18 protein-coding genes are annotated in these 20997 nt (G+C 65.0%); 14 read left to right on the top strand and 4 right to left on the bottom strand.

Annotated elements, in window-relative coordinates; translation table 11 throughout:
• Positions 1-22 precede the first annotated feature (22 nt).
• From IV088_RS12565 to pgeF, 3 genes are all read left to right on the top strand, one after another.
• Positions 23-403: a hypothetical protein gene (locus IV088_RS12565; protein ID WP_291102361.1), complete on the top strand. Its 381-nt coding sequence runs from the start codon at positions 23-25 to the stop codon at positions 401-403.
• Between the two features lie 225 nt (positions 404-628).
• The gene (gene maiA / locus IV088_RS12570) at positions 629-1270 is read left to right on the top strand and encodes a maleylacetoacetate isomerase (RefSeq protein WP_291102362.1); all 642 of its coding nucleotides are present in this window, start codon (positions 629-631) and stop codon (positions 1268-1270) included.
• A gap of 5 nt (positions 1271-1275) precedes the next feature.
• Entirely contained in the window at positions 1276-2097 is an 822-nt protein-coding gene (gene pgeF / locus IV088_RS12575) for a peptidoglycan editing factor PgeF (protein ID WP_291102397.1), read from the top strand.
• Here pgeF and IV088_RS12580 read toward each other — a convergent pair.
• The gene (locus IV088_RS12580; protein ID WP_291102364.1) at positions 2017-2340 is read right to left on the bottom strand and encodes a hypothetical protein; all 324 of its coding nucleotides are present in this window, start codon (positions 2338-2340) and stop codon (positions 2017-2019) included. The two genes, pgeF and IV088_RS12580, sit on opposite strands and share 81 nt — an antisense overlap.
• Positions 2341-2693: 353 nt before the next feature.
• Between IV088_RS12580 and phaC the strand changes: the two genes are divergently transcribed.
• The 8 genes from phaC (at position 2694) to IV088_RS12620 (ending at position 14056) form a co-directional block, all read left to right on the top strand.
• Positions 2694-4313, top strand: coding sequence for a class I poly(R)-hydroxyalkanoic acid synthase (gene phaC, locus IV088_RS12585; protein WP_291102399.1), 1620 nt, complete (start codon positions 2694-2696; stop codon positions 4311-4313).
• A gap of 41 nt (positions 4314-4354) precedes the next feature.
• Positions 4355-5533 carry an acetyl-CoA C-acetyltransferase gene (locus IV088_RS12590; RefSeq protein WP_291102366.1) on the top strand — a complete coding sequence of 393 codons (1179 nt, stop codon included), beginning with the start codon at positions 4355-4357 and terminating at the stop codon, positions 5531-5533.
• 151 nt (positions 5534-5684) lie between these two features.
• A complete protein-coding gene (gene phbB / locus IV088_RS12595; RefSeq protein ID WP_291102368.1) occupies positions 5685-6422 on the top strand; it encodes an acetoacetyl-CoA reductase in 738 nt (245 codons plus the stop codon).
• A gap of 359 nt (positions 6423-6781) precedes the next feature.
• Entirely contained in the window at positions 6782-7810 is a 1029-nt protein-coding gene (locus IV088_RS12600; RefSeq protein WP_291102370.1) for an outer membrane beta-barrel protein, read from the top strand.
• 180 nt (positions 7811-7990) lie between these two features.
• Complete coding sequence (dusA, locus tag IV088_RS12605; RefSeq protein ID WP_291102373.1) at positions 7991-9037, top strand: tRNA dihydrouridine(20/20a) synthase DusA; 1047 nt, start codon at positions 7991-7993, stop codon at positions 9035-9037.
• A gap of 192 nt (positions 9038-9229) precedes the next feature.
• Positions 9230-11152 (top strand): PrkA family serine protein kinase, encoded by a 1923-nt coding sequence (locus IV088_RS12610; RefSeq protein WP_291102375.1) that lies wholly within the window; start codon positions 9230-9232, stop codon positions 11150-11152.
• A 43-nt stretch (positions 11153-11195) separates the two neighbouring features.
• Positions 11196-12470 carry a YeaH/YhbH family protein gene (locus tag IV088_RS12615; RefSeq protein WP_291102377.1) on the top strand — a complete coding sequence of 425 codons (1275 nt, stop codon included), beginning with the start codon at positions 11196-11198 and terminating at the stop codon, positions 12468-12470.
• Complete coding sequence (locus tag IV088_RS12620) at positions 12467-14056, top strand: SpoVR family protein (protein WP_291102380.1); 1590 nt, start codon at positions 12467-12469, stop codon at positions 14054-14056. The genes IV088_RS12615 and IV088_RS12620 overlap by 4 nt, the downstream gene beginning before the upstream one ends.
• Here the strand turns inward: IV088_RS12620 and IV088_RS12625 are convergent.
• From IV088_RS12625 to IV088_RS12635, 3 genes are all read right to left on the bottom strand, one after another.
• Positions 14043-15332 carry an FAD/NAD(P)-binding oxidoreductase gene (locus IV088_RS12625; RefSeq protein ID WP_291102382.1) on the bottom strand — a complete coding sequence of 430 codons (1290 nt, stop codon included), beginning with the start codon at positions 15330-15332 and terminating at the stop codon, positions 14043-14045. The two genes, IV088_RS12620 and IV088_RS12625, sit on opposite strands and share 14 nt — an antisense overlap.
• A 109-nt stretch (positions 15333-15441) precedes the next feature.
• On the bottom strand, positions 15442-16332 hold the full coding sequence (locus IV088_RS12630; RefSeq protein ID WP_291102384.1) for a Dyp-type peroxidase: 891 nt from the start codon (positions 16330-16332) through the stop codon (positions 15442-15444).
• Positions 16333-16436: 104 nt separating this feature from the next.
• Positions 16437-17072, bottom strand: coding sequence for a GntR family transcriptional regulator (locus tag IV088_RS12635; RefSeq protein ID WP_291102386.1), 636 nt, complete (start codon positions 17070-17072; stop codon positions 16437-16439).
• 139 nt (positions 17073-17211) lie between these two features.
• Here IV088_RS12635 and scpA point away from each other — a divergent pair, with 139 nt between their 5' ends.
• The 3 genes from scpA to IV088_RS12650 form a co-directional block, all read left to right on the top strand.
• Positions 17212-19368: a methylmalonyl-CoA mutase gene (gene scpA / locus IV088_RS12640; RefSeq protein ID WP_291102389.1), complete on the top strand. Its 2157-nt coding sequence runs from the start codon at positions 17212-17214 to the stop codon at positions 19366-19368.
• A 100-nt stretch (positions 19369-19468) separates the two neighbouring features.
• A complete protein-coding gene (gene meaB / locus IV088_RS12645) occupies positions 19469-20485 on the top strand; it encodes a methylmalonyl Co-A mutase-associated GTPase MeaB (protein ID WP_291102391.1) in 1017 nt (338 codons plus the stop codon).
• Between the two features lie 29 nt (positions 20486-20514).
• Positions 20515-20997 (top strand): carboxyl transferase domain-containing protein (locus IV088_RS12650; protein WP_291102393.1); only part of this gene is annotated, 483 nt, incomplete at its 3' end.

The raw sequence follows: 20997 nt of genomic DNA on the forward strand, positions 1-20997 counted from the left end.
TGTCAGCGACCAAGGAATCACCATGCATTCGTTCAAATTCTTCGCCATCGCCACCACCGCTGTGGTGCTCTCCGCCTGCTTCTCGCTGCCGCCCGGCCCGGCGGGCCCCACGGGCGCGACCGGTGCCACGGGCGCCACCGGCACGACCGGCTACACCGGTGCCACCGGCGGTGCCGGGGCCCAAGGTGCCACGGGCTACACCGGTGCGACCGGTGGGACGGGCGCCACGGGTGACACCGGGGCCACTGGCGCGACCGGCTACACCGGCGCCACGGGCGGAACCGGTGCCACCGGAGACACCGGCGCCACCGGCTACACCGGTGCCACAGGCGCCACCGGCAGCAAAGGTCCTCGCGGTGCCGCCACCACCGGCGACACCCTGGTGATCGTCCCGGCACGCTGAGTTCCCCTGGGCGCACCAGCGTCGCGCTGGCCCCAGCCCTCAGGGACACCCAGGCCTCCATGCGCTGACCGGTGACGGTCGTGCCCGCATCGGTGGGTCAGAACGCCCTTCGGGGCGTTTTGTTCGGCATGCGGGCGTGCCAACGGATTTCACCGGGCCCGGACCTGGTGGGGCTTTGCCGCCCCCAGGGCTCCTGCCGGACGGTCCGGTTTATCCTTCGCCACCATGAAGCTCTACAACTACTTCCGTTCCTCGGCCTCGTTCCGCGTGCGCATCGCGCTCGCGCTCAAGGGCCTGTCGTACGACTACGTGTCGGTGCACCTCGCCAAGGGCGAGCACAAGCTTGCGGCCTATGGCGACGTGTCCGCCGACCAGCTGGTGCCGCTGCTGGAACTGGACGACGGCACGCGGCTGTCGCAATCGATGGCAATCATCGAGTACCTGGACGAGGTGCATCCCGAGCCCGCGCTGGTGCCGCGCGACGCCATCGGCCGCGCGCGCGTCCGGGCGCTGGCGCAGTCCATCGCGTGCGAAATCCACCCGATCAACAACCTGCGCGTGCTGAAGTACCTGTCCAGGGAACTGAAGGTGGACGAAGAGGCCAAGAACACCTGGTACCGCCACTGGGTGCGCACCGGTCTCGAGGCGTTCGAGCGCCAGCTCGCCCAGCTGCCGGCTTCGCGCTTCTGCCACGGTGACACGCCCACGCTGGCCGACTGCTGCCTGGTGCCGCAGATCTTCAACGGCCAGCGCTTCAACACCCCGCTCGACGGCCTGCCGCGCACCATGGCGGCCTTTGAAGCCTGCATGGCCTTGCCCGCGTTCCAGCAGGCGCAACCGTCGGCCTGCCCGGACAACGAACCTTGACGACCATTCCGCACGACTGGCTCGTGCCCGACTGGCCGGCACCGGCCCGGGTGCGTGCGTTGTTCACCACGCGCGAGGGTGGTGTCTCGCAGGCGCCGTTCGACAGCTTCAACCTGGGCGACCATGTGCGCGACGATCCGGTGGCTGTGGCGGCCAACCGCACGCGACTGCGCGGCGCGACCGGCGTGCGCCCTGTGTTCCTGACACAGGTGCACGGCGTGGCGGTGGCGGAGCTGGATGCCGACACCGCCGACGGCACGGAGGCCGATGCCTGCCTGAGCACACGGCCGGGCGTGGCTTGCACCATCATGGTGGCGGATTGTTTGCCGGTGCTGTTCACGAACTCGGCGGGCACGGCGGTGGCGGCCGCCCATGCCGGCTGGCGAGGGCTGGCGGGCGAGGGGGCAGAGCCCGCAGGGCAGGGCGTGCTGGAGGCGACATTCGATGCGTTCGTGCACGCCGCACAACGCGCAGACCCGTCGGTCAGCCACGACCGCGTGGCGGCGAACACACTGGTCTGGCTCGGCCCGTGCATTGGCCCCGAAGCGTTTGAAGTAGGGTCGGAAGTGCGCGAGGCGTTTGTCTCGAAGCAGGCCAGCGCCGCAGCCTGTTTCTCCCCATCGTCAGCGCCCGGTAAATACCGGGCGAACCTGCAGGCGCTGGCCCGACTGCGCCTGCAGGCGCTGGGCATCACCCAGGTGTCGGGCAACGATGGCACACCGCTGTGGTGCACCGTCTCGCAGGCTTCAAGGTTCTTTTCGCACCGCCGCGATGCCGTCCGCCTGGGCAGCACCGGCCGCATGGCCGCCTGCATCTGGCTGGGCTGAATCGGGCGGCGTGGTCGTTTCGGCTGCAGCGGCACGGCGGGCCTGGTCTTCAACCGCTTCACGCGCCTTGATCTCCTTTCGCCGCTGGGGTGTACGCATCAGGTAAACCACCAATGCGACCGGAAGCAAACCGTACAAAAAGAAGGTCACAATGGCTCCGAGAACGGTGCCTGTCGTGTTCGACGCTTCGGCCACCGCCATCATCATCACCACGTACAGCCAACCGATCACAACCAGATACACAGCGTTCCTTGTACAGCGGGAAAGAAACTGTCAGCCTGCTGGAAGCAGCAGGACAGACACTGGGGAAAACCCGGAACCTCTCCCAAGAGGGACCGATAATAAGCCGCTGGTCAATACCATTGGAGACAAGCATGACATCTGGGAAAAACGCCCCTCAGCCGTGGCTGGAGGCCGCGCAGCAGTTTCAGCAAAACCTCATCAACCAGTGGACGCAGGCCGCCCAGGCTTTTCCGGGCGCGGTGGCGCAGGCGCCGCAGGGCGCGGCCGATCCGTTCGCCGCGTTCAAGGCCTTCATGCCACAAGCTGGGGCTGCCAACCCGTTTGGCATGGCGATGCCGCAAGTCGGTGGCGCCATGGGCATACCGGGCATGGGCGAGATGTTCAACACCGCGGCGGGCCAGAAGGTCAGCTTCGATCCGGCCAAGCTGCTCGAGATCCAGAACACCTACCTCAAGGACGTGGCGGGCCTCTGGAACCATGGCCTAGACGCCAAGCCGCAGGGCGACCGCCGCTTCGCAGGAGAAGCGTGGGCGAGCAACCCGGTGGCCGCGTTTTCGGCCGCGGCCTACCTGCTCAACGCCCGCACGCTGATGGCACTGGCCGATGCGGTGGAGGGTGACGCCAAGACCAAGACACGCGTGCGCTTTGCGGTGCAGCAGTGGATCGACGCCAGCGCACCGAGCAACTTCCTCGCTTTCAACGCCGAAGCGCAGAAGAAGGCCATTGACACCCAGGGCGAGAGCATCGCCAAGGGCGTGGCCAACCTGCTGCACGACATGAAGCAGGGCCATGTGTCGATGACGGATGAGAGCGTGTTCGAGGTCGGCAAGAACGTCGCCACCACCGAAGGCGCCGTGGTGTTCGAGAACGAACTGTTCCAGCTGATCGAATACAAGCCGCTCACCGCCAAGGTCTACGAGCGTCCGTTCCTGCTGGTGCCACCGTGCATCAACAAGTTCTACATCCTTGATCTGCAGCCCACCAACTCGCTGATCCGCTATTGCGTGGAGCAGGGCCACCGCACCTTTGTGGTGAGCTGGCGCAATCCGGACGAGTCACTCGCCGGTACCACCTGGGACCAGTACATCGAAGACGCGGTGATCAAAGCGATCGGCGTCACGCAAGACATCACCGGGGCCGAGACCATCAACGCGCTGGGCTTCTGCGTCGGCGGCACCATGCTCAGCAACGCGCTGGCCGTGCTGGCAGCGCGCGGTGAAGAGCCTGTGAACAGCGCGACCTTCCTGACCACACTGATCGACTTCACCGACACCGGCATCCTCGACGTGTTCATCGACGAGCCCTTCGTGAAGATGCGCGAGATGCAGTTCGGCCAGGGCGGCCTGATGCCCGGGCGCGACCTGGCCACCACCTTCAGCTTCCTGCGTCCGAACGACTTGGTGTGGAACTACGTGGTGGGCAACTACCTGAAAGGCGAGTCGCCACCACCGTTCGATCTGCTGTACTGGAACTCGGACGCCACCAACCTGCCGGGCCCTTACTACGCCTGGTACCTGCGTCAGACTTACCTGGAAAACAACCTGGTGAAGCCTGGCAAGACCACCGTCTGCGGCGAGAAGATCGACTTCCGCCAGGTCAAGCTGCCTGTCTACATCTACGGCTCGCGCGAAGACCACATCGTGCCCATCGGCGGTGCGTATGCGAGCACCCAGGTGTTCCCGGGCAAGAAGCGTTTCGTCATGGGCGCGTCCGGCCACATCGCTGGCGTGATCAACCCGCCGGCCGCCGGCAAGCGCAGCCACTGGGTGAGCAGTGCCACCCGCTTCCCGACCGATGTCAACGAATGGATCGCCGGCGCCACAGAACACAAAGGCAGCTGGTGGACCGACTGGGCCGCGTGGCTCAAGCCTTTGGCTGGCAAGCAAATTGCTGCGCCCAAGACCTACGGCAAAGGCAAGGCCTACGCGGCCATCGAACCCGCACCCGGCCGCTACGTCAAGGCCAGGGCCTGAATTTTTCACCACCGTTTTTTTGACCTCTGAGGAGACAACCCATGGAAGACATCGTCATCGTTTCAGCCGCTCGCACAGGCGTGGGCAAGTTCGGCGGCTCGCTGGCCAAGACCCCGGCCACAGAGCTGGGCAGCATCGTCATCAAGGCGCTGCTGGAGCGCACCGGCCTGCCGGTCGATGCGATCGGTGAAGTGATCATGGGCCAGGTGCTGGCCGCGGGCGCGGGCCAGAACCCCGCCCGCCAAGCCATGATGAAGGCTGGTGTGGCCAAGGAAACCCCGGCGCTGACCATCAACGCCGTCTGCGGCTCGGGCCTGAAGGCCGTGATGCTGGCCGCGCAGGCCGTGGCCTGGGGCGACAGCGAGATCGTGATCGCCGGCGGCCAGGAAAACATGAGCGCCAGCCCGCACGTGCTCAACGGCAGCCGCGACGGCCAGCGCATGGGCGACTGGAAGATGACCGACACCATGATCGTCGACGGTCTGTGGGACGTGTACAACCAGTACCACATGGGCATCACTGCCGAGAACGTGGCCAAGGCCCACGGCATCACGCGCGAAATGCAGGACGCCCTGGCTGCTGGCAGCCAGATGAAGGCGGCCGCCGCCCAGGCCGCGGGCAAGTTCAAGGACGAGATCGTTGGCGTGAGCATTCCGCAGCGCAAGGGCGACCCCGTGCTGTTCAACAGCGACGAATTCATCAACGCCAAAACCACCGCCGAAGTGCTGGCCGGTCTGCGTCCCGCCTTTGACAAGGCCGGTTCCGTGACCGCCGGCAACGCATCCGGCATCAACGACGGCGCCGCCGCCGTGATGGTGATGACAGCCAAGAAGGCCGCGGCCCTGGGCCTGACGCCGCTGGCGCGCATCGCCGCCTTCGGCACCAGCGGTCTGGACCCGGCCACCATGGGCATGGGCCCGGTGCCGGCCTCGCAGAAGGCCCTGGCACGTGCCGGCTGGAAAGCGTCCGACGTGGATGTGTTTGAACTCAACGAAGCCTTCGCCGCCCAAGCCTGCGCCGTCAACCGGGCGCTGGACATCGACCCGGCCAAGGTCAACGTCAATGGTGGCGCCATCGCCATCGGCCACCCCATCGGTGCGTCCGGCTGCCGCATCCTGGTGACGCTGCTGCACGAGATGCAGCGCAGCGGCGCCAAGAAGGGCCTGGCCGCGCTGTGCATCGGCGGCGGCATGGGCGTTTCTTTGGCTGTCGAGCGGTAATCGGCCCACCCCTGCGCCGCCTGCGGCGTCACCCCCCAGGGGGCGGTGCGAGTGGCCCGGCGAAGCCGGTTTCACCGCACCCTGACCCACAGGCACTTCATTCGGATTGATTTTTTAATGCCATTCGGCACCACCTAGAGGAGCAAAGAACATGAGTCAAAAAGTCGCATACGTCACCGGCGGCATGGGCGGCATCGGTACCGCCATCTGCCAACGCTTGCACAAGGAGGGCTTCAAGGTCATCGCTGGTTGCGGCCCCACGCGCGACTTCACCAAATGGCTGGACGAACAGAAAGCCCTGGGCTACACCTTCTACGCCTCGGTGGGCAACGTGGGTGACTGGGACTCCACGGTCGAGGCCTTTTCCAAGACCAAGGCCGAGCACGGCACCATCGACGTGCTGGTCAACAACGCCGGCATCACCAAGGACCGCATGTTCCTGAAGATGTCGCGCGAGGACTGGGACGCGGTGATGAACACCAACCTGGATTCCATGTTCAACGTGACCAAGCAGGTCGTGGGCGACATGGTTGAAAAGGGCTGGGGCCGCATCATCAACATCTCGTCGGTGAACGGTGAGAAGGGCCAGGCCGGCCAGACCAACTACTCGGCCGCCAAGGCTGGCATGCACGGCTTCTCGATGGCGCTGGCCCAGGAGCTGGCCACCAAGGGCGTGACGGTCAACACCGTGAGCCCGGGTTACATCGGCACCGACATGGTCAACGCCATCCGTCCTGACGTGCTAGAGAAGATCGTTGCCACCGTGCCGGTCAAGCGCCTGGGCAAGCCGAGCGAAATCGCCTCCATCATCGCCTGGCTGGCCAGCGAAGAGGGCGGTTACGCCACCGGCGCGGACTTCTCGGTCAACGGCGGTCTGCACATGGGTTGATGGGGACTCGCCCCCATGAAAGCCCCGCCCTGGCGGGGCTTTTTACTTTTCGATTCGTTTTTTGTGTTGCTATCTGGCGGTTGTAGGTGAATTACCCGAATTGACAGCGGGCATGGTGTGTAATAGGCGGTCGTGCAAGGGGTTTTTGTCACACATTTGTGTGGTTTGCCCTTCAACGGAAGGTGAGGAAGCGTTTTTTTCATTTCTTCACAGGGATCGAGCGAACGGGTCCGCAATACTCGACAAGGAGCCATCTCCCTGTTGGGTGGGGATTCCGGCCGCTGTCCGATGGCCATTTTTTTGTTTTTTTGGAGTTTTTTTCAATGACTTTCAACCTACGAAGCGTTGCAATCGCCACCATGTTGGCTGCTGGCGCAACCGCCGCTGCGGCGCAAACCAATGTCATCAAAGACGCCGACGGCAATGTGGGCTACGCCACCGCCGAAGCGTGTGATGCTGCGGTGCTCGACGGTTCCGCCAAGTTCTATACCCCCTCCACCCGCATGGCGCCCAAGCGCCGCGCCGGCGAAGCCACGGTGACCGGCATGACCCTCAAGGACCTGGGTGCCGAATACAACCGCGGCGCCTGTGACAAGGGCGCTCCGCACGCCTTTGGCCGCGGCGGCGTGAGCAAGGCGCTTCAGGGTCGCTGGATTCCGTACAGCGCCTCCATGCCGATCAATGCCTACAAGGACAAGAGCGGCAAGATCGTGCGCGTGACCATGCGCGACTGCGACAACAACTTCTCTGGCCTGTTCCCACGCGGCGTGCCGGCTCCGGCACCCAAGGCTGCCGCTCCTGTGGCACCGGTCGTCGTCGCACCCGCTCCGGTGGCGGTCGCTCCTGCTCCGGTGGTGGCGGCTCCTGCGCCAGCGCCGGTGGCCAAGCCTGCCGTGGTCGCCTTCCCGTATGTGTTCGGTACCCTGGGTGCCCAGCGCGATCTGATCGGCAACGACGCCGTCAACGGCATCGCCCAGCACGATGACCACGACTCGAAGCTGGCCCTGCAAGCCGGTGCCGGTTACCAGTTCAACAAGCTGTGGGGCGCGGAAGCCTTCGTGCAAGCTGGCAAACGCCTGAACTACGAAAACGGCTTCGAGTCCCAGGCTCGCACGCTGGGCCTGCGCGCCACCGTGGGCCAGGACATCGGCGAGGCAGCCCGCGTGTTTGCCAAGTTGGGCGTCGCTCGCGTGGACCATCCGCAAGACACGGCCGGCTCGGCCCAAACCCGCCCGACCGTGGGTCTGGGTGTGACGTACAACCTGAGCAACAACCTGGCGCTGCGTGGTGACTTTGACCACTACGTCAAGAAGAGCACCAGCTCCGGCCAGGACTGGAAAGCGCTGAACTACGTGGGCATCGGCCTGCAGTATTCGTTCAAGCCTTGAGCGCTGCCTGACGGTCATCCGTGACCGAGCCGCCGAGCGAACCGCACACACACTGCGGGGCGCTCGGCGGCTTTTTTTGGGACCAACCCGACCCCGGGGTTGCCGGCGCAGGCCTGTGGCCAGCGGATTCCCCTCGAAGGCATCACCCTCGTTGAAAGGTGGTGCTGGGATAATCGCGGCATGTTGTCTTCTGGTTCTCCGGTGTCCGATGTCCCTTCGGCGCCCGCTTCCTCTTTCTGGCGCCTGTCTGTTGCCCCCATGATGGGGTGGACCGATCGCCATTGCCGTTTTTTTCACCGGCTGCTGACCCGCCATACGCTGCTGTACACCGAGATGGTGACCACCGGTGCGCTGATCCACGGCAACGCGGCGCAACACCTGCATTTCAATGGGGAGGAACACCCCGTGGCCCTGCAGCTGGGCGGCAGCGAGCCGGCCGACCTGGCGCAGTGCGCGAAGCTGGGCCAGGACCGTGGCTACGACGAAATCAACCTCAATTGCGGTTGCCCGAGCGAGCGCGTGTTGCGTGGTGCTTTCGGGGCCTGCCTGATGGGCGAAGCCGAACTGGTTCGCGACGGCGTGAAAGCCATGGTGGATGCGGTGGACATTCCGGTCACGGTCAAGCACCGGATCGGCATCGACAAGGTCGAGAGCTACGACTTCGTGCGCGATTTTGTGGGCACCGTGGCCGAAGGGGGTTGCAACACCTTCCTGGTGCATGCCCGCAACGCCTGGCTCCAGGGCCTTTCGCCGAAAGAGAACCGCGAAATCCCGCCGCTGCGCTACGAACTGGCCTACCAGCTCAAACGCGATTTCCCGCACCTCACCATCGCGGTCAACGGCGGCATCACCACCAACTCGCAGATCGCTGAGCACTTGGCGCAGGTGGACGGTGTGATGGTCGGTCGCGAGGCCTACCACAACCCCTGGCTCATGGTGGACTGGGACGCCCGTTTCTATGGCGACCCGTCACGCGAAGCACCCGCGCGCGACGCGGTGGAGCTGGCCATGGTGGATTACATGGAGCGTGCCCACGCCGAAGACGGCGTGAACTGGTACTCCGTCGCCAGCCACATGCTGGGCCTGCGCCACGGTCTGCACGGCGCGCGCAAGTGGCGCCAGGTCTGGAGCGACCACCGCCTGAAACCCCTGCCGCCGCGAGAGGTGTGGGCCATGGCCCAGGTCCACGTCCGCTCGCAGACCGATGCGGTGGTGGCCGAGGCCTGATTTCGGACGGCGGGACTGAACTTTTCTGAGACAGCTTCCTCACACGCAGAGGGCTCGCCGAAACCAATGACATCAGATGCGGCAGGTCCTGATCGGGCGGTGGTTGCGTGTCGCCCGACACCGGCGTCGGCGGGGAGCGGGCCTGGACGCGGGTGACCTTCCGATTGGCGACCGCTCCGTCTTGGAGGTTGTATGGACGTCGTCCGTCATTTCCTGAACCGCTACGAGCAGGCACGCGAGGAAGAGCTGTCGATCGAAGACTACCTCGACGCCTGCAAGCGGGATCCACTGGTCTACGCCACCGCGGCGGAACGCATGCTGGTGGCGATCGGCGAGCCGGAGTTGTTCGACACCCGGCACGACCAGCGGCTGTCGCGCATTTTCGGCAACAAGGTCATCAAGATCTACCCGGCGTTCCGGGACTTCTATGGCCTGGAGGAGCCGATCGAACAGGTGGTGTCCTACTTCCGCCACGGCGCGCAAGGGCTGGAAGAACGCAAGCAGATCCTCTACCTGCTGGGCCCGGTGGGCGGTGGCAAGTCCTCGATCGCCGAGCGCCTGAAGCAGCTCATGGAGCAGGTGCCGTTCTACGCGCTCAAGGACTCACCGGTCAACGAATCGCCGCTCGGCCTGTTCAACGCGGCCGAAGATGGCCCGTTGCTCGAATCGCAGTACGGGATTGCGCCGCGTTACCTGGGGCGGGTGATGTCGCCCTGGGCGGTCAAGCGGCTGGAAGAGTTCGGCGGTGACATCCGGCGCTTCCGTGTCGTCAAGCGTTTCCCGTCGGTGTTGCGCCAGATCGCGATCGCCAAGACCGAACCGGGCGACGAAAACAACCAGGACATTTCTTCGCTGGTCGGCAAGATCGACATCCGCAAGCTGGAGACCTTTGCCCAGGACGACCCGGACGCCTACAGCTATTCGGGCGGCCTGTGCCTGGCCAACCAGGGGCTGCTGGAGTTCGTGGAGATGTTCAAGGCGCCGATCAAGGTGCTGCACCCCCTGCTGACCGCCACCCAGGAAGGCAACTTCAAGGGCACCGAAGGCTTTGGTGCGATACCGTTTGACGGCATCGTGATGGCGCACTCCAACGAAAGCGAGTGGAAGGCGTTTCGCAACAACAAGAACAACGAAGCGTTTCTGGACCGGATCTACATCGTCAAGGTGCCGTACTGCCTGCGGGTCTCGGAGGAGATCAAGATCTACGAGAAGCTGATCCGCAACTCCTCGCTGGCTCAGGCCATCTGCTCCCCCGGCACGCTGAAGATGCTGGCGCAGTTTGCGGTGTTCACCCGCCTCAAGGAGCCGGAAAACTCCAGCATCTTCAGCAAGTTGCAGGTGTACGACGGCGAGAACCTGAAAGACACCGACCCCAAGGCCAAGAGTTTCCAGGAGTACCGCGACTACGCCGGGGTGGACGAGGGCATGACCGGCATTTCCACCCGCTTCGCGTTCAAGATCCTGTCCAAGGTGTTCAACTTCGACAGCACCGAGGTGGCGGCCAACCCGGTGCACCTGATGTATGTGCTGGAGCAGCAGATCGAGCGCGAACAGTTCGCCGCCGAAACCGAACAGAAATACCTCAGCTTCATCAAGGAGACGCTGGCGGTGCGCTACGCCGAGTTCATCGGCAAGGAAATCCAGACCGCCTACCTGGAGTCGTATTCCGAATACGGCCAGAACATTTTCGACCGCTACGTGACCTACGCCGACTTCTGGATCCAGGACCAGGAGTACCGAGACACCGACACCGGCGAAATTTTCGACCGCTCCTCGCTCAACGCCGAGCTGGAGAAGATCGAGAAGCCCGCCGGCATCAGCAACCCGAAGGACTTCCGCAACGAGATCGTCAATTTCGTGCTGCGTGCGCGGGCCAACAACGCGGGCAAGAACCCGCTGTGGACCAGCTACGAAAAGCTGCGCGCGGTGATCGAGAAGAAGATGTTCTCCAACACCGAAGACCTGTTGCCGGTGATCTCGTTCAATGCCAAGGCCAGCGCCGACGAGCAGAAGAAGCACGAAGACTTTGTCAATCGCATGGTCGACAAGGGCTACACCACACGCCAGGTCCGGCTGCTGTGCGACTGGTACCTGCGCGTGCGCAAGAGTTCGTGAACCGCAGGTCCTGAAGGTCCTGACACACGGAAGGCAGGTCAGCATGCTGCAGCAGATCGTCGACCGCCGGCTCTCGGGCAAAAACAAGTCCATCGGCAACCGAGAGCGCTTCCTGCGTCGCTACCGCGAGCAGATCCGCGACGCGGTGCGCAAGGCCGTGTCGGGCCGCAGCATCCGGGACATCGAGCAGGGCGAAGACATCACCTTGCCTCGGCGCGACGTGTCCGAGCCCGTGTTCGGCCACGGGCGGGGCGGGATGCGCGAGTCGGTGCACCCGGGCAACCGCGAGTACGTGCGGGGCGACCGCATCGACCGGCCAGCCGGTGGCGCCGGCGGCGGCGGTGCGGGCGGGCAGGGCAGCCCGGACGGCCAGGGCGAAGACGATTTTGTCTTTCGCATCACGCGCGACGAGTTCATGCAGGTGTTCTTCGACGACCTGGCGCTGCCGCATCTGGTGCGCACACAGTTGCTGCCCGACGCGCCCGAATGGAAGTCGCAGCGCGCGGGCTTCATCTCGGAGGGCAACCCCGCCAGCCTGCACGTGGTGCGGTCCCTGCGCACCGCGCTGGGCCGTCGCATCGCAATGGGGGGCGATGTCCGGCGCCTGCTGCACGAACTGCAGACCGAGCTGGCCGATGCCGAGCGCAGCGAAGCCACGCCGCCCACCACGATCCGCCTGCTCAAGGAGCGCATCGAGGCCCTGCAGCGCCGGCTGCGGCAGATCCCGTTTCTGGACACGCTGGACCTGCGCTTTCGCAACCGGGTGCGGATCCCGCTGCCCGCGGCCAAGGCGGTGATGTTCTGCCTGATGGACGTGTCGGGCTCGATGGACGAAGACCGCAAGGACATCGCCAAGCGTTTCTTCATCCTGCTGTACCTGTTTTTGCAGCGGCACTACGAACGCACCGATGTGGTCTTCATCCGCCACCACACGCAGGCCGCCGAGGTGAACGAACCGGAGTTCTTCCAGGCCACCGAGAGCGGGGGCACCGTGGTGTCGAGCGCGCTCACGCTCATGCACGACATCATCCTGGCGCGTTACCCGCCGGGCGACTGGAACATCTACGGCGCCCAGGCCTCGGACGGCGAGAACTGGTACAACGATTCGGCCCGCTGCAGCGAGCTGCTGCAGCAGAAGCTGCTGCCGCTGGTGCGCTATTTCGCCTACGTGCAGGTGGCCGGTGACGAGCAGAACCTCTGGCAGGAATACACCCGGGTGCGCGAGCAGGACCCCCGGTTGGCCATGCGCAAGATCACCGAGGCCGCCGACATCTACCCGGTGTTCCGGGAACTGTTCAGAAAGGCAGGCACGGCATGAACGCCCGCTCCGAATCTGCGCCAGTTCCGCCGGATGCCCCGGACGGCTCGGCGCTGGCCGCCCCGCGCCAGACGCTGCCCTGTCCGTCGGACTGGACCTTTGAGCTGATCGAGACCTACCACGCCGAGATCGCGCGGGTGGCACGGCAGCACGGGCTGGACACCTACCCGGTGCAGCTGGAGGTGATCACGGCGGAACAGATGATCGACGCCTACGCCTCCGTGGGCATGCCGGTGAACTACCGGCACTGGTCGTTCGGCAAGCAGTTCATCGCCACCGAGAAGAACTACCGGCGTGGCCACATGGGGCTGGCCTACGAGATCGTGATCAATTCCGATCCCTGCATCGCCTACCTGATGGAAGAGAACACCATGACCATGCAGGCCCTAGTAATCGCGCACGCCTGCTACGGCCACAACTCGTTCTTCAAGGGCAACTACTTGTTCCGCATGTGGACCGACGCGTCGTCGATCATCGACTACCTGGTCTACGCCCGGGGCTACGTGAACGAGTGCGAAGAGTTGCACGGTGTGGAGGCGGTCGAGCAGTTGCTCGACGCCTGTCATGCCCTGATGAGCCACGGCGTGGACCGCTACCGCCGTTCCCAGAAGCCGTCGCTCGCCGAAGAGGAGGCCCGCCGCAAGGACCGCGAAGCCTACCTGCAGCAACAGGTCAACGACCTCTGGCGCACCCTGCCCAAGTCCTCGGTCAAGCAGGTGGACAAGTCCAGCCGCCGGTTCCCGGTGGAGCCGGAGGAAAACCTGCTGTATTTCATTGAAAAGAACGCCCCGCTGCTCGAACCCTGGCAACGCGAGGTGGTGCGCATCGTGCGCAAGGTGGCTCAGTATTTCTACCCGCAGCGCCAGACCCAGGTGATGAACGAAGGCTGGGCCACGTTCTGGCACTACACCCTGCTCAACACCCTGTACGACGAAGGGCGCCTCACCGACGGTTTCATGATCGAGTTCCTGCGTTCCCACACCAATGTGGTGACCCAGCTGCCGGTCAAGCACCCGGGGTACAGCGGCATCAATCCCTATGCGCTGGGGTTTGCCATGTTCAGCGATCTCAAACGCATCTGCCAGGACCCCACCGAGGAGGACCGGCGCTGGTTTCCCGACATCGCCGGCTCGGACTGGCACGCGACCTTGGACCACGCCATGCGGCACTTCCGGGACGAGAGCTTCATCGGCCAGTTCCTGTCGCCGCGGCTGATGCGCGAGATGCACCTGTTTGCGGTCGTTGACGATGAGCACAGCCTCGACCTGGAGGTGTCGGCCATCCACGACGACGCCGGTTACCGGCGCGTGCGCGAGGCCCTCGCGCGCCAGCACGACCTGAACGAACAGGAACCCAACATCCAGGTCTGGAACGTCGCGGTGCGGGGCGACCGCTCATTGACGCTGCGCCACATCCGCCAGCACGACCGACCGCTCCAGGACAGCGCCCAGGAGGTGCTCAAGCACGTGGCGCGGCTCTGGGGCTTCGGGGTTCGGCTGGAGAGCGTGGACCGCCATGGCAAGGTGGTGCAGCACTGGGAGGTGAATCCCCCGGGTATCGATTCCCTGGCCATCACCGGCCCGTGATCTTGGTCTTGAGCTTGGTGATGCCGATGAAGTCCATGATGATCTTTTCGTAGATCGGTTCGGACGTGCCTTTCTCCATTTTTCGCATGAAGTACTTCTCGAACGCCACCTTGGCCAGGTGCACCCACTTGCCTTCGCTGAACCAGCTCACGTTGCGCGGCGGGATCTGCGGCAGCGCCACGAAGGCGGCGCCGGTGTCGCCGAAGTCGGCCAGGCAGACCGTGTTCCAGGTGGCCTTGTGCGTCGGCTCCTGGCCGTCCATCAGTTCGCGGATGTTGTGCGCCGTGGCCGTGACCATGGACTCGATCATGTAGCCGGTCTTGGGCGTGCCGCACGGGATGGGCGTGACCTCCACCGGCGGGATCGCGACACACACGCCCACGCTGAAGATGTTCTTGAACCGGGCGTTGCGCTGGTGGGCGTCGATGGTGATGAAGCCGCGCGGGTTGGTCAGGCCCTCGATGCCGAACACCGCGTCCACCCCTTTGAAGGCCGGCAGCATCATGCTGTGCTTGAAGGGCAGCACGTGCTCCTTGATGGGCTGGCCCTGGTCGTTGTGCTCGGTCACGTGCATGTTGCCGGCCTCCACCCTGGTGGTTTTGGCGTTGCAGATCCACTTGATGTGGCGCTGGCGCAGGGCCGATTCGAGCATGCCCTTGGAGTCACCCACGCCGCCCAGGCCCAAGTGACCGATGTAGGGCTCGGGTGTCACGTAGGTCATGGGCACCTGGTCGCGGATCTTGCGCCGGCGCAGGTCGGTGTCCATGATCATCGCGAACTCGTAGGCCGGGCCGAAACACGACGCGCCTTGCACCGCGCCCACCACGATGGGGCCGGGTGCCTCCACGAATTGGTCCCAGGCGGTCTTGGTGGTTTCGGCGTGGCTCACATGGCAGATTGACTGCGTGTGGCCGCCGTGCGGGCCCAGGCCTTCGACTTCGTCGAACGCCAGCTTGGGGCCGGTGGCGATGACCAGGTAGTCGTAGTCCACCCGGCTGCCGTCTTCCAGCTCGATCTGGTTGGCGTCGGGGTGCACTCGCTTGGCGCGCTGGATGATGGACTGAATGCCCTTGCGCTGGAGTGCCGGGGCGATGTCCACCTCGATGTCCTTGCGTTGGCGCCAGTCCACGGCCACCCAGGGGTTGGAGGGGACGAAATGGAATTTGGGCGCCTCGCTGATCACGGTGACCGTGTCACCGGCGCGGGCGAGCGCCTTCATTTCATAGGCCATGGGCATGCCGCCGATGCCGGCGCCCAGAATGACAATGTGAGCCATGGGGTTGTCTCCAAGTGGTCGGTGTGAGAGTCACTTGGATGATGGATGCCCCTGGGGGTATGTGACTTGACAATTGTCAAGCCCGCTCCCCGGACAAACCCTTGGCCGGTCAGAGCCCGATGGCGCGCAGATCGATCTCGCCGTTGCACACCGGCGGGCACCAGAAATACGCCCCCGTTTCGGGCTCGGTGAAACCAAACAGCGCGTCGACGATGCCGTCTTCGGCGCCGGACATGCGACGCAGCTGGGCTTCAAAGGCGTCGAACGAGCAGCCGAAGGCGGCAAACACCAGGCCTCCTTCGTTGCCCTCGGCCCAGGGCATCGAACGCCGCAGCACAAAGGCCTCGGGATCGAAGTTTTCCTGCGCGGTGCGCTTCACATGGGCCGACTCGGGCGCGTCGTCGAGCTCCTCGTTGCTCTCGCGCTCCCGGCCGATGGCGTGGTCCTGTTGCTGTCTGGACATGGCCTCGAAGCGGCTCATGTGGTGGCGCCAGCGCTGCACCGCGACAAAGCTGCTGCCGGCCAGCGGCCCCGCGCTGTCGGGCAGCACGGCGGCCGCTTCGGCATCGGCCCCCTCGGGGTTTTCGGTGCCGTCTTCGTAGCCAGTCAGGTCTTTGCCATGGAGGTGGTTGAAGGCGTCGGTGATGTCCTGCACGTCGAACGCCGGTGCGAGCAAGGCCTCCAGGTGGCGGCTGCGGATCAACAGCTCACCGCGGTCGGTGCCGCGCAGCCAGATGAGCAGGTCCGCGGGCGTGGCCGGGAGTTTGACGCGCGCACCGTCCACGCCCCGGAAGCTCCTGAGGCCCGGGACCGACGCATCCAGCTCGCGCACCAGCGATGCACCCAGCCCCACGATGGTGTGTCGACCGTCGGACTGACCGGCGAGCCGGCGCAGCACGGCACGCGGGTCCGCGCCGACGCGCAACTGGCAGGTGAGGTAGCGGCCCTGGGCCGGAACGGGTTCGAAGATGCCCGGTTGGGCGGTGGGTGCGGTGCTCATGCTGGTTCCTGATGGGTTCGGTGAACGGCCTGACCCGGCGTGGTCAAGCCTGTTGCCAACCGAATCTATCAGCCCGTGACCACCTTCCCTGGCCCCTCAGGTCATCACGCGGCGGCTTCGAGCCCGTTCTGGAAATGCTCGTGCATGCGCTGCTGCGTGAGCGCGGCGTTGCGCGCGAGCAGGGCCGCCATGATGGCGCGGTGTTCGGCCAGCGATTCGTCGATGCGGCCGGTCTTGAACAGCGAGTTGTGGCGGTTGAGCTTCATGACCTTGCGCAGGTCGGCCACCATCTGCTCGCGCCAGCGGTTGTCGGCGATTTCGAGCACGCGCATGTGAAAACGCTCGTTGACCGCAAAAAACCGGTCGCGGTCGGGGAGGGCGGCTTCGAGATCGGCGTGCAAGGCCTTGAGTTCGGCCAGCTCGGTGTCGCTGGCGCGCTGTGCCACGACGCCGGCGGCGTCGGATTCGAGCAGGGCCAGCAGGTGGTAGACGTCGGCCAGGTCCTTGTCGGACACTTCGGTCACGTAGGCGCCGCGGCGCACCTTCATGGTCACCAGGCCTTCGGCGGCCAGCACCTTGAGGGCCTCCCGCAGGGGGGTGCGGCTGATGCCGTATTCCTCAGCGATCTTGAGCTCGTCGATCCAGCTGCCGGGCTCCAGCTCACGCTTGAAGATGCGCTGGCGCAGCAGCTCGGCGACTTCTTCGTACAGGGCGCGGGGGGCGAGCGAAAGGGCGGACATGGATTTACAGCGAGGGGATCTGTGGGTGTGTGACTGGCCGTGATTGTAAGCGGGCAGGAATATTTTGCATCAATAATTATGAATGATATAAAATCGCCGACGCGAATTTGTTGTCCCTTTGTAGTCCCACGCACCCGCCATGAGCCAGAACACGCCCGAATTCACCCCCGCCACCCTTGACGCCTGGACCAAGGCGGCCCAGAAATCCGCTCCCGGCGGTGACGTGAACGCGCTGAACTGGGTCACGCCCGACGGCATCAGCGTCAAACCGCTGTACACCGCGGCCGACACGGCGAACCTGCCACACACCAACACGCTGCCCGGTTTCGAGCCCTTCATCCGCGGCCCGCAGGCCACGATGTACGCGGTGCGGCCCTGGACGATCCGCCAGTACGCGGGGTTTTCCACCGCTGAAGAGTCCAACGCCTTCTACCGCAAGGCGCTGGCCGCGGGCGGGCAGGGCGTGTCGGTGGCGTTCGACCTGGCCACGCACCGCGGCTACGACAGCGACCACCCGCGCGTGACGGGGGATGTGGGCAAGGCCGGCGTGGCGATCGACTCGGTCGAGGACATGAAGATCCTGTTCGACCAGATCCCGCTGGACAAGGTCAGTGTCTCGATGACCATGAACGGCGCCGTGCTGCCGGTGCTGGCCGGTTACGTGGTGGCGGCCGAAGAGCAGGGCGTCTCGCAAGACCAGCTCTCGGGAACGATTCAGAACGACATTCTGAAAGAGTTCATGGTGCGCAACACCTACATCTACCCGCCCGAGCCGTCGATGAAGATCATCGGCGACATCATCGAGTACACGGCCCAGCACATGCCGAAGTTCAACTCGATCTCGATCTCGGGTTACCACATGCAGGAGGCGGGCGCTAACCAGGCGCTGGAGCTGGCCTTCACCCTGGCCGACGGCAAGGAGTACGTGAAGACGGCCATCGCCAAGGGCATGGACGTGGACGGGTTCGCCGGGCGCCTGAGCTTCTTCTGGGCCATCGGCATGAACTTCTACCTGGAGATCGCCAAGATGCGCGCGGCCCGCCTGCTGTGGACGCGCATCATGAAGGGCTTCAACGCCAAGAGCCCCAAGAGCCTGATGCTGCGCACGCACTGCCAGACCTCCGGCTGGTCGCTCACCGAACAGGACCCCTACAACAACGTGGTGCGCACGGCCATCGAAGCCATGGCCGCGGTGTTCGGCGGCACGCAGAGCCTGCACACCAATTCGTTCGACGAGGCCATCGCGCTGCCCACCGAGTTCAGCGCCCGCATCGCGCGCAACACCCAGCTCATCATCCAGGAAGAGACCCACATCACCAACGTGGTGGACCCCTGGGCCGGCAGCTACATGATGGAAAGCCTGACGCAGGAAATGGCCGACAAGGCCTGGGCCATCATCGAAGAGGTCGAGGCCATGGGCGGCATGACCAAGGCCGTGGACAGCGGCTGGGCCAAGCTGAAGATTGAGGCGGCGGCGGCCGAGAAGCAGGCCCGCATCGACAGCGGCAAGGACGTGATCGTCGGTGTCAACAAATACAAACTCAAGACCGAAGACGCCATCGAAGCGCGCGACATCGACAACGTGGCGGTGCGCGAAGGGCAGATCACGCGCCTGAAGCAGATCAAGGCCAGCCGCGACGCCGCCAAGGTCGAGGCCGCGCTCAACGCGCTGACCGCGTCCGCCGAATCCGGTCAGGGCAACCTGCTGGACCTGTGCATCCAGGCCATGCGCCTGCGCGCCACCGTGGGCGAGGTGAGCGATGCGCTGGAAAAGGTTTTTGGGCGCCACCGCGCCGATACACAAAAGGTGACCGGTGTGTACGCTGCCGCTTACGACTCCGCCGAAGGCTGGGACGCCCTGAAGGGCGAGATCAATGCGTTTGCCGAGGTGCAAGGCCGCCGCCCGCGCGTGATGATCAGCAAGCTGGGACAGGACGGCCACGACCGTGGCGCCAAGGTGGTGGCCACGGCCTTCGCCGACCTGGGCTTTGACGTTGACATGGGCCCGCTGTTCCAGACGCCCGAAGAATGCGCGCGCCAGGCGATTGAAAACGACGTGCACGCGGTCGGCGTGTCCACGCTGGCCGCCGGCCACAAGACCCTGGTGCCGGCCATCATTGCCGAGCTCAGGAAGCAGGGCGCCGACGACATCATCGTGTTCGTGGGCGGTGTCATCCCACGCCAGGATTACGAGATGCTGTACGAGGCCGGTGTCAAGGGCATTTACGGCCCGGGCACGCCGATCCCGGCCAGCGCCAAGGACGTGCTGGAACAAATCAAGAAGGCGTTGGGATGAGCCACCCCTGCGGCGCAGCGCGCCACCCCCTCAAGGGGGCGACACCAGCGGCCCGGCAGAGCCGGTTCCGCGGTGTCCTGGGCTGCCGACATTTCCGGGTATGACCGATTCAACCAAGGTAGAAGCCTATCTGGACAGCATCGTTTCGGGCGGTGCAATGGTTCAGCGCCGCGCTATGGCCAAGGCCATCACGCTGCTCGAATCGACCCGCGCCGACCACCGAGCGCAGGGCGATGAGTTGCTGACCGCGTTGCTGCCGCACACCGGCCGCAGCTTCAGGCTCGGCATCAGTGGCGTGCCCGGCGTGGGCAAGAGCACCTTCATCGAGGCGCTGGGCCTGTACCTGATCGGACAGGGCCACCGCGTGGCGGTGCTGACCATCGACCCCTCAAGTACCGTGTCCGGCGGCTCGATCCTGGGCGACAAGACCCGCATGGAGCACCTGAGCGTGCACGAGCAGGCCTACATCCGTCCCAGCCCGAGCAGTGGCACGCTGGGCGGTGTGGCCGAGAAGACGCGCGAAGCCATGCTGGTCTGCGAAGCCGCAGGCTACGACATCGTGATGGTGGAGACCGTGGGCGTGGGCCAGAGTGAGACAGCGGTGGCCAACATGACCGACATGTTCTGCCTGCTGCAGCTGCCCAACGCGGGCGACGACCTGCAGGCGATCAAGAAGGGCGTGATGGAGCTGGCCGATCTGGTGGTCATCAACAAGGCGGACATCGACCCCGACGCCGCCACCCGCGCCCGCGCGCAGATCACCTCTTCGCTGCGCCTGCTGGGCCTGCATGGCCATCCCGAGCACGCCCACCACGATCAAAACATCTGGCATCCGCAGGTGATCCAGATCAGCGCGCTGCACAACCAGGGCGTGGACTGTTTCTGGGCCGAGGTGTCCCGGTTCCGCACCGTGCAGACCGCCAACGGCCGCCTCGCTGCGCGCCGCCAGCACCAGGCGGGCGCCTGGATGTGGGAGCGCATCGACGCTGGCTTGAAGCAACGCTTTCGTGAACACCCGCAGATCCGCGCGCGGCTCGACGACACGACCCGTCAGGTGCTGGCCGGCGAGCTGCCCGCATCCACCGCCGCTCGCCGCCTGCTCGATCTGTTTGACTGAACCAACAACGATTTTTCTGGAGAAAACGCATGCAAGACATCCTGGACCAACTGGAGCAAAAGCGCGCCGCGGCCCGCCTCGGCGGCGGTGAAAAGCGCATCGCCGCTCAGCACGCCAAAGGCAAGCTCACCGCGCGCGAGCGGCTGGAGGTGCTGCTCGACGAAGGCACGTTTGAAGAGTGGGACATGTTTGTCGAGCACCGCTGCACCGACTTCGGCATGCAGGACAACAAGATCCCCGGCGACGGCGTGGTCACCGGCTACGGCATGATCAACGGCCGCCTGGTGTTCGTGTTCAGCCAGGACTTCACGGTCTTCGGTGGCGCGCTCTCCGAAGCCCATGCCGAAAAGATCTGCAAGGTGATGGACCAGGCCATGAAGGTCGGCGCGCCGGTGATCGGCCTGAACGACTCGGGCGGCGCCCGCATCCAGGAAGGCGTGGCCTCGCTCGGTGGTTACGCCGACGTGTTCCAGCGCAACGTGATGGCCAGTGGTGTGGTGCCGCAGATCAGC

The organism is Hydrogenophaga sp., assembly GCF_018780075.1.
GTDB lineage: Bacteria > Pseudomonadota > Gammaproteobacteria > Burkholderiales > Burkholderiaceae_C > Hydrogenophaga.

What these genes read in the sequence shown, in the direction of transcription:
- IV088_RS12565 (WP_291102361.1), top strand. Translation starts at nt 23, where the DNA reads ATGCATTCGTTCAAATTCTTCGCCATCGCCACCACCGCTGTGGTGCTC.
- scpA (WP_291102389.1), top strand. Translation starts at nt 17,212, where the DNA reads ATGAGCCAGAACACGCCCGAATTCACCCCCGCCACCCTTGACGCCTGG.
- phbB (WP_291102368.1), top strand. Translation starts at nt 5,685, where the DNA reads ATGAGTCAAAAAGTCGCATACGTCACCGGCGGCATGGGCGGCATCGGT.
- phaC (WP_291102399.1), top strand. Translation starts at nt 2,694, where the DNA reads ATGGGCATACCGGGCATGGGCGAGATGTTCAACACCGCGGCGGGCCAG.
- IV088_RS12610 (WP_291102375.1), top strand. Translation starts at nt 9,230, where the DNA reads ATGGACGTCGTCCGTCATTTCCTGAACCGCTACGAGCAGGCACGCGAG.
- IV088_RS12625 (WP_291102382.1), bottom strand. Translation starts at nt 15,332, where the DNA reads ATGGCTCACATTGTCATTCTGGGCGCCGGCATCGGCGGCATGCCCATG.
- IV088_RS12615 (WP_291102377.1), top strand. Translation starts at nt 11,196, where the DNA reads ATGCTGCAGCAGATCGTCGACCGCCGGCTCTCGGGCAAAAACAAGTCC.
- maiA (WP_291102362.1), top strand. Translation starts at nt 629, where the DNA reads ATGAAGCTCTACAACTACTTCCGTTCCTCGGCCTCGTTCCGCGTGCGC.
- IV088_RS12590 (WP_291102366.1), top strand. Translation starts at nt 4,355, where the DNA reads ATGGAAGACATCGTCATCGTTTCAGCCGCTCGCACAGGCGTGGGCAAG.
- IV088_RS12620 (WP_291102380.1), top strand. Translation starts at nt 12,467, where the DNA reads ATGAACGCCCGCTCCGAATCTGCGCCAGTTCCGCCGGATGCCCCGGAC.
- meaB (WP_291102391.1), top strand. Translation starts at nt 19,469, where the DNA reads ATGACCGATTCAACCAAGGTAGAAGCCTATCTGGACAGCATCGTTTCG.
- IV088_RS12630 (WP_291102384.1), bottom strand. Translation starts at nt 16,332, where the DNA reads ATGAGCACCGCACCCACCGCCCAACCGGGCATCTTCGAACCCGTTCCG.
- IV088_RS12635 (WP_291102386.1), bottom strand. Translation starts at nt 17,072, where the DNA reads ATGTCCGCCCTTTCGCTCGCCCCCCGCGCCCTGTACGAAGAAGTCGCC.
- dusA (WP_291102373.1), top strand. Translation starts at nt 7,991, where the DNA reads ATGTTGTCTTCTGGTTCTCCGGTGTCCGATGTCCCTTCGGCGCCCGCT.
- IV088_RS12600 (WP_291102370.1), top strand. Translation starts at nt 6,782, where the DNA reads ATGTTGGCTGCTGGCGCAACCGCCGCTGCGGCGCAAACCAATGTCATC.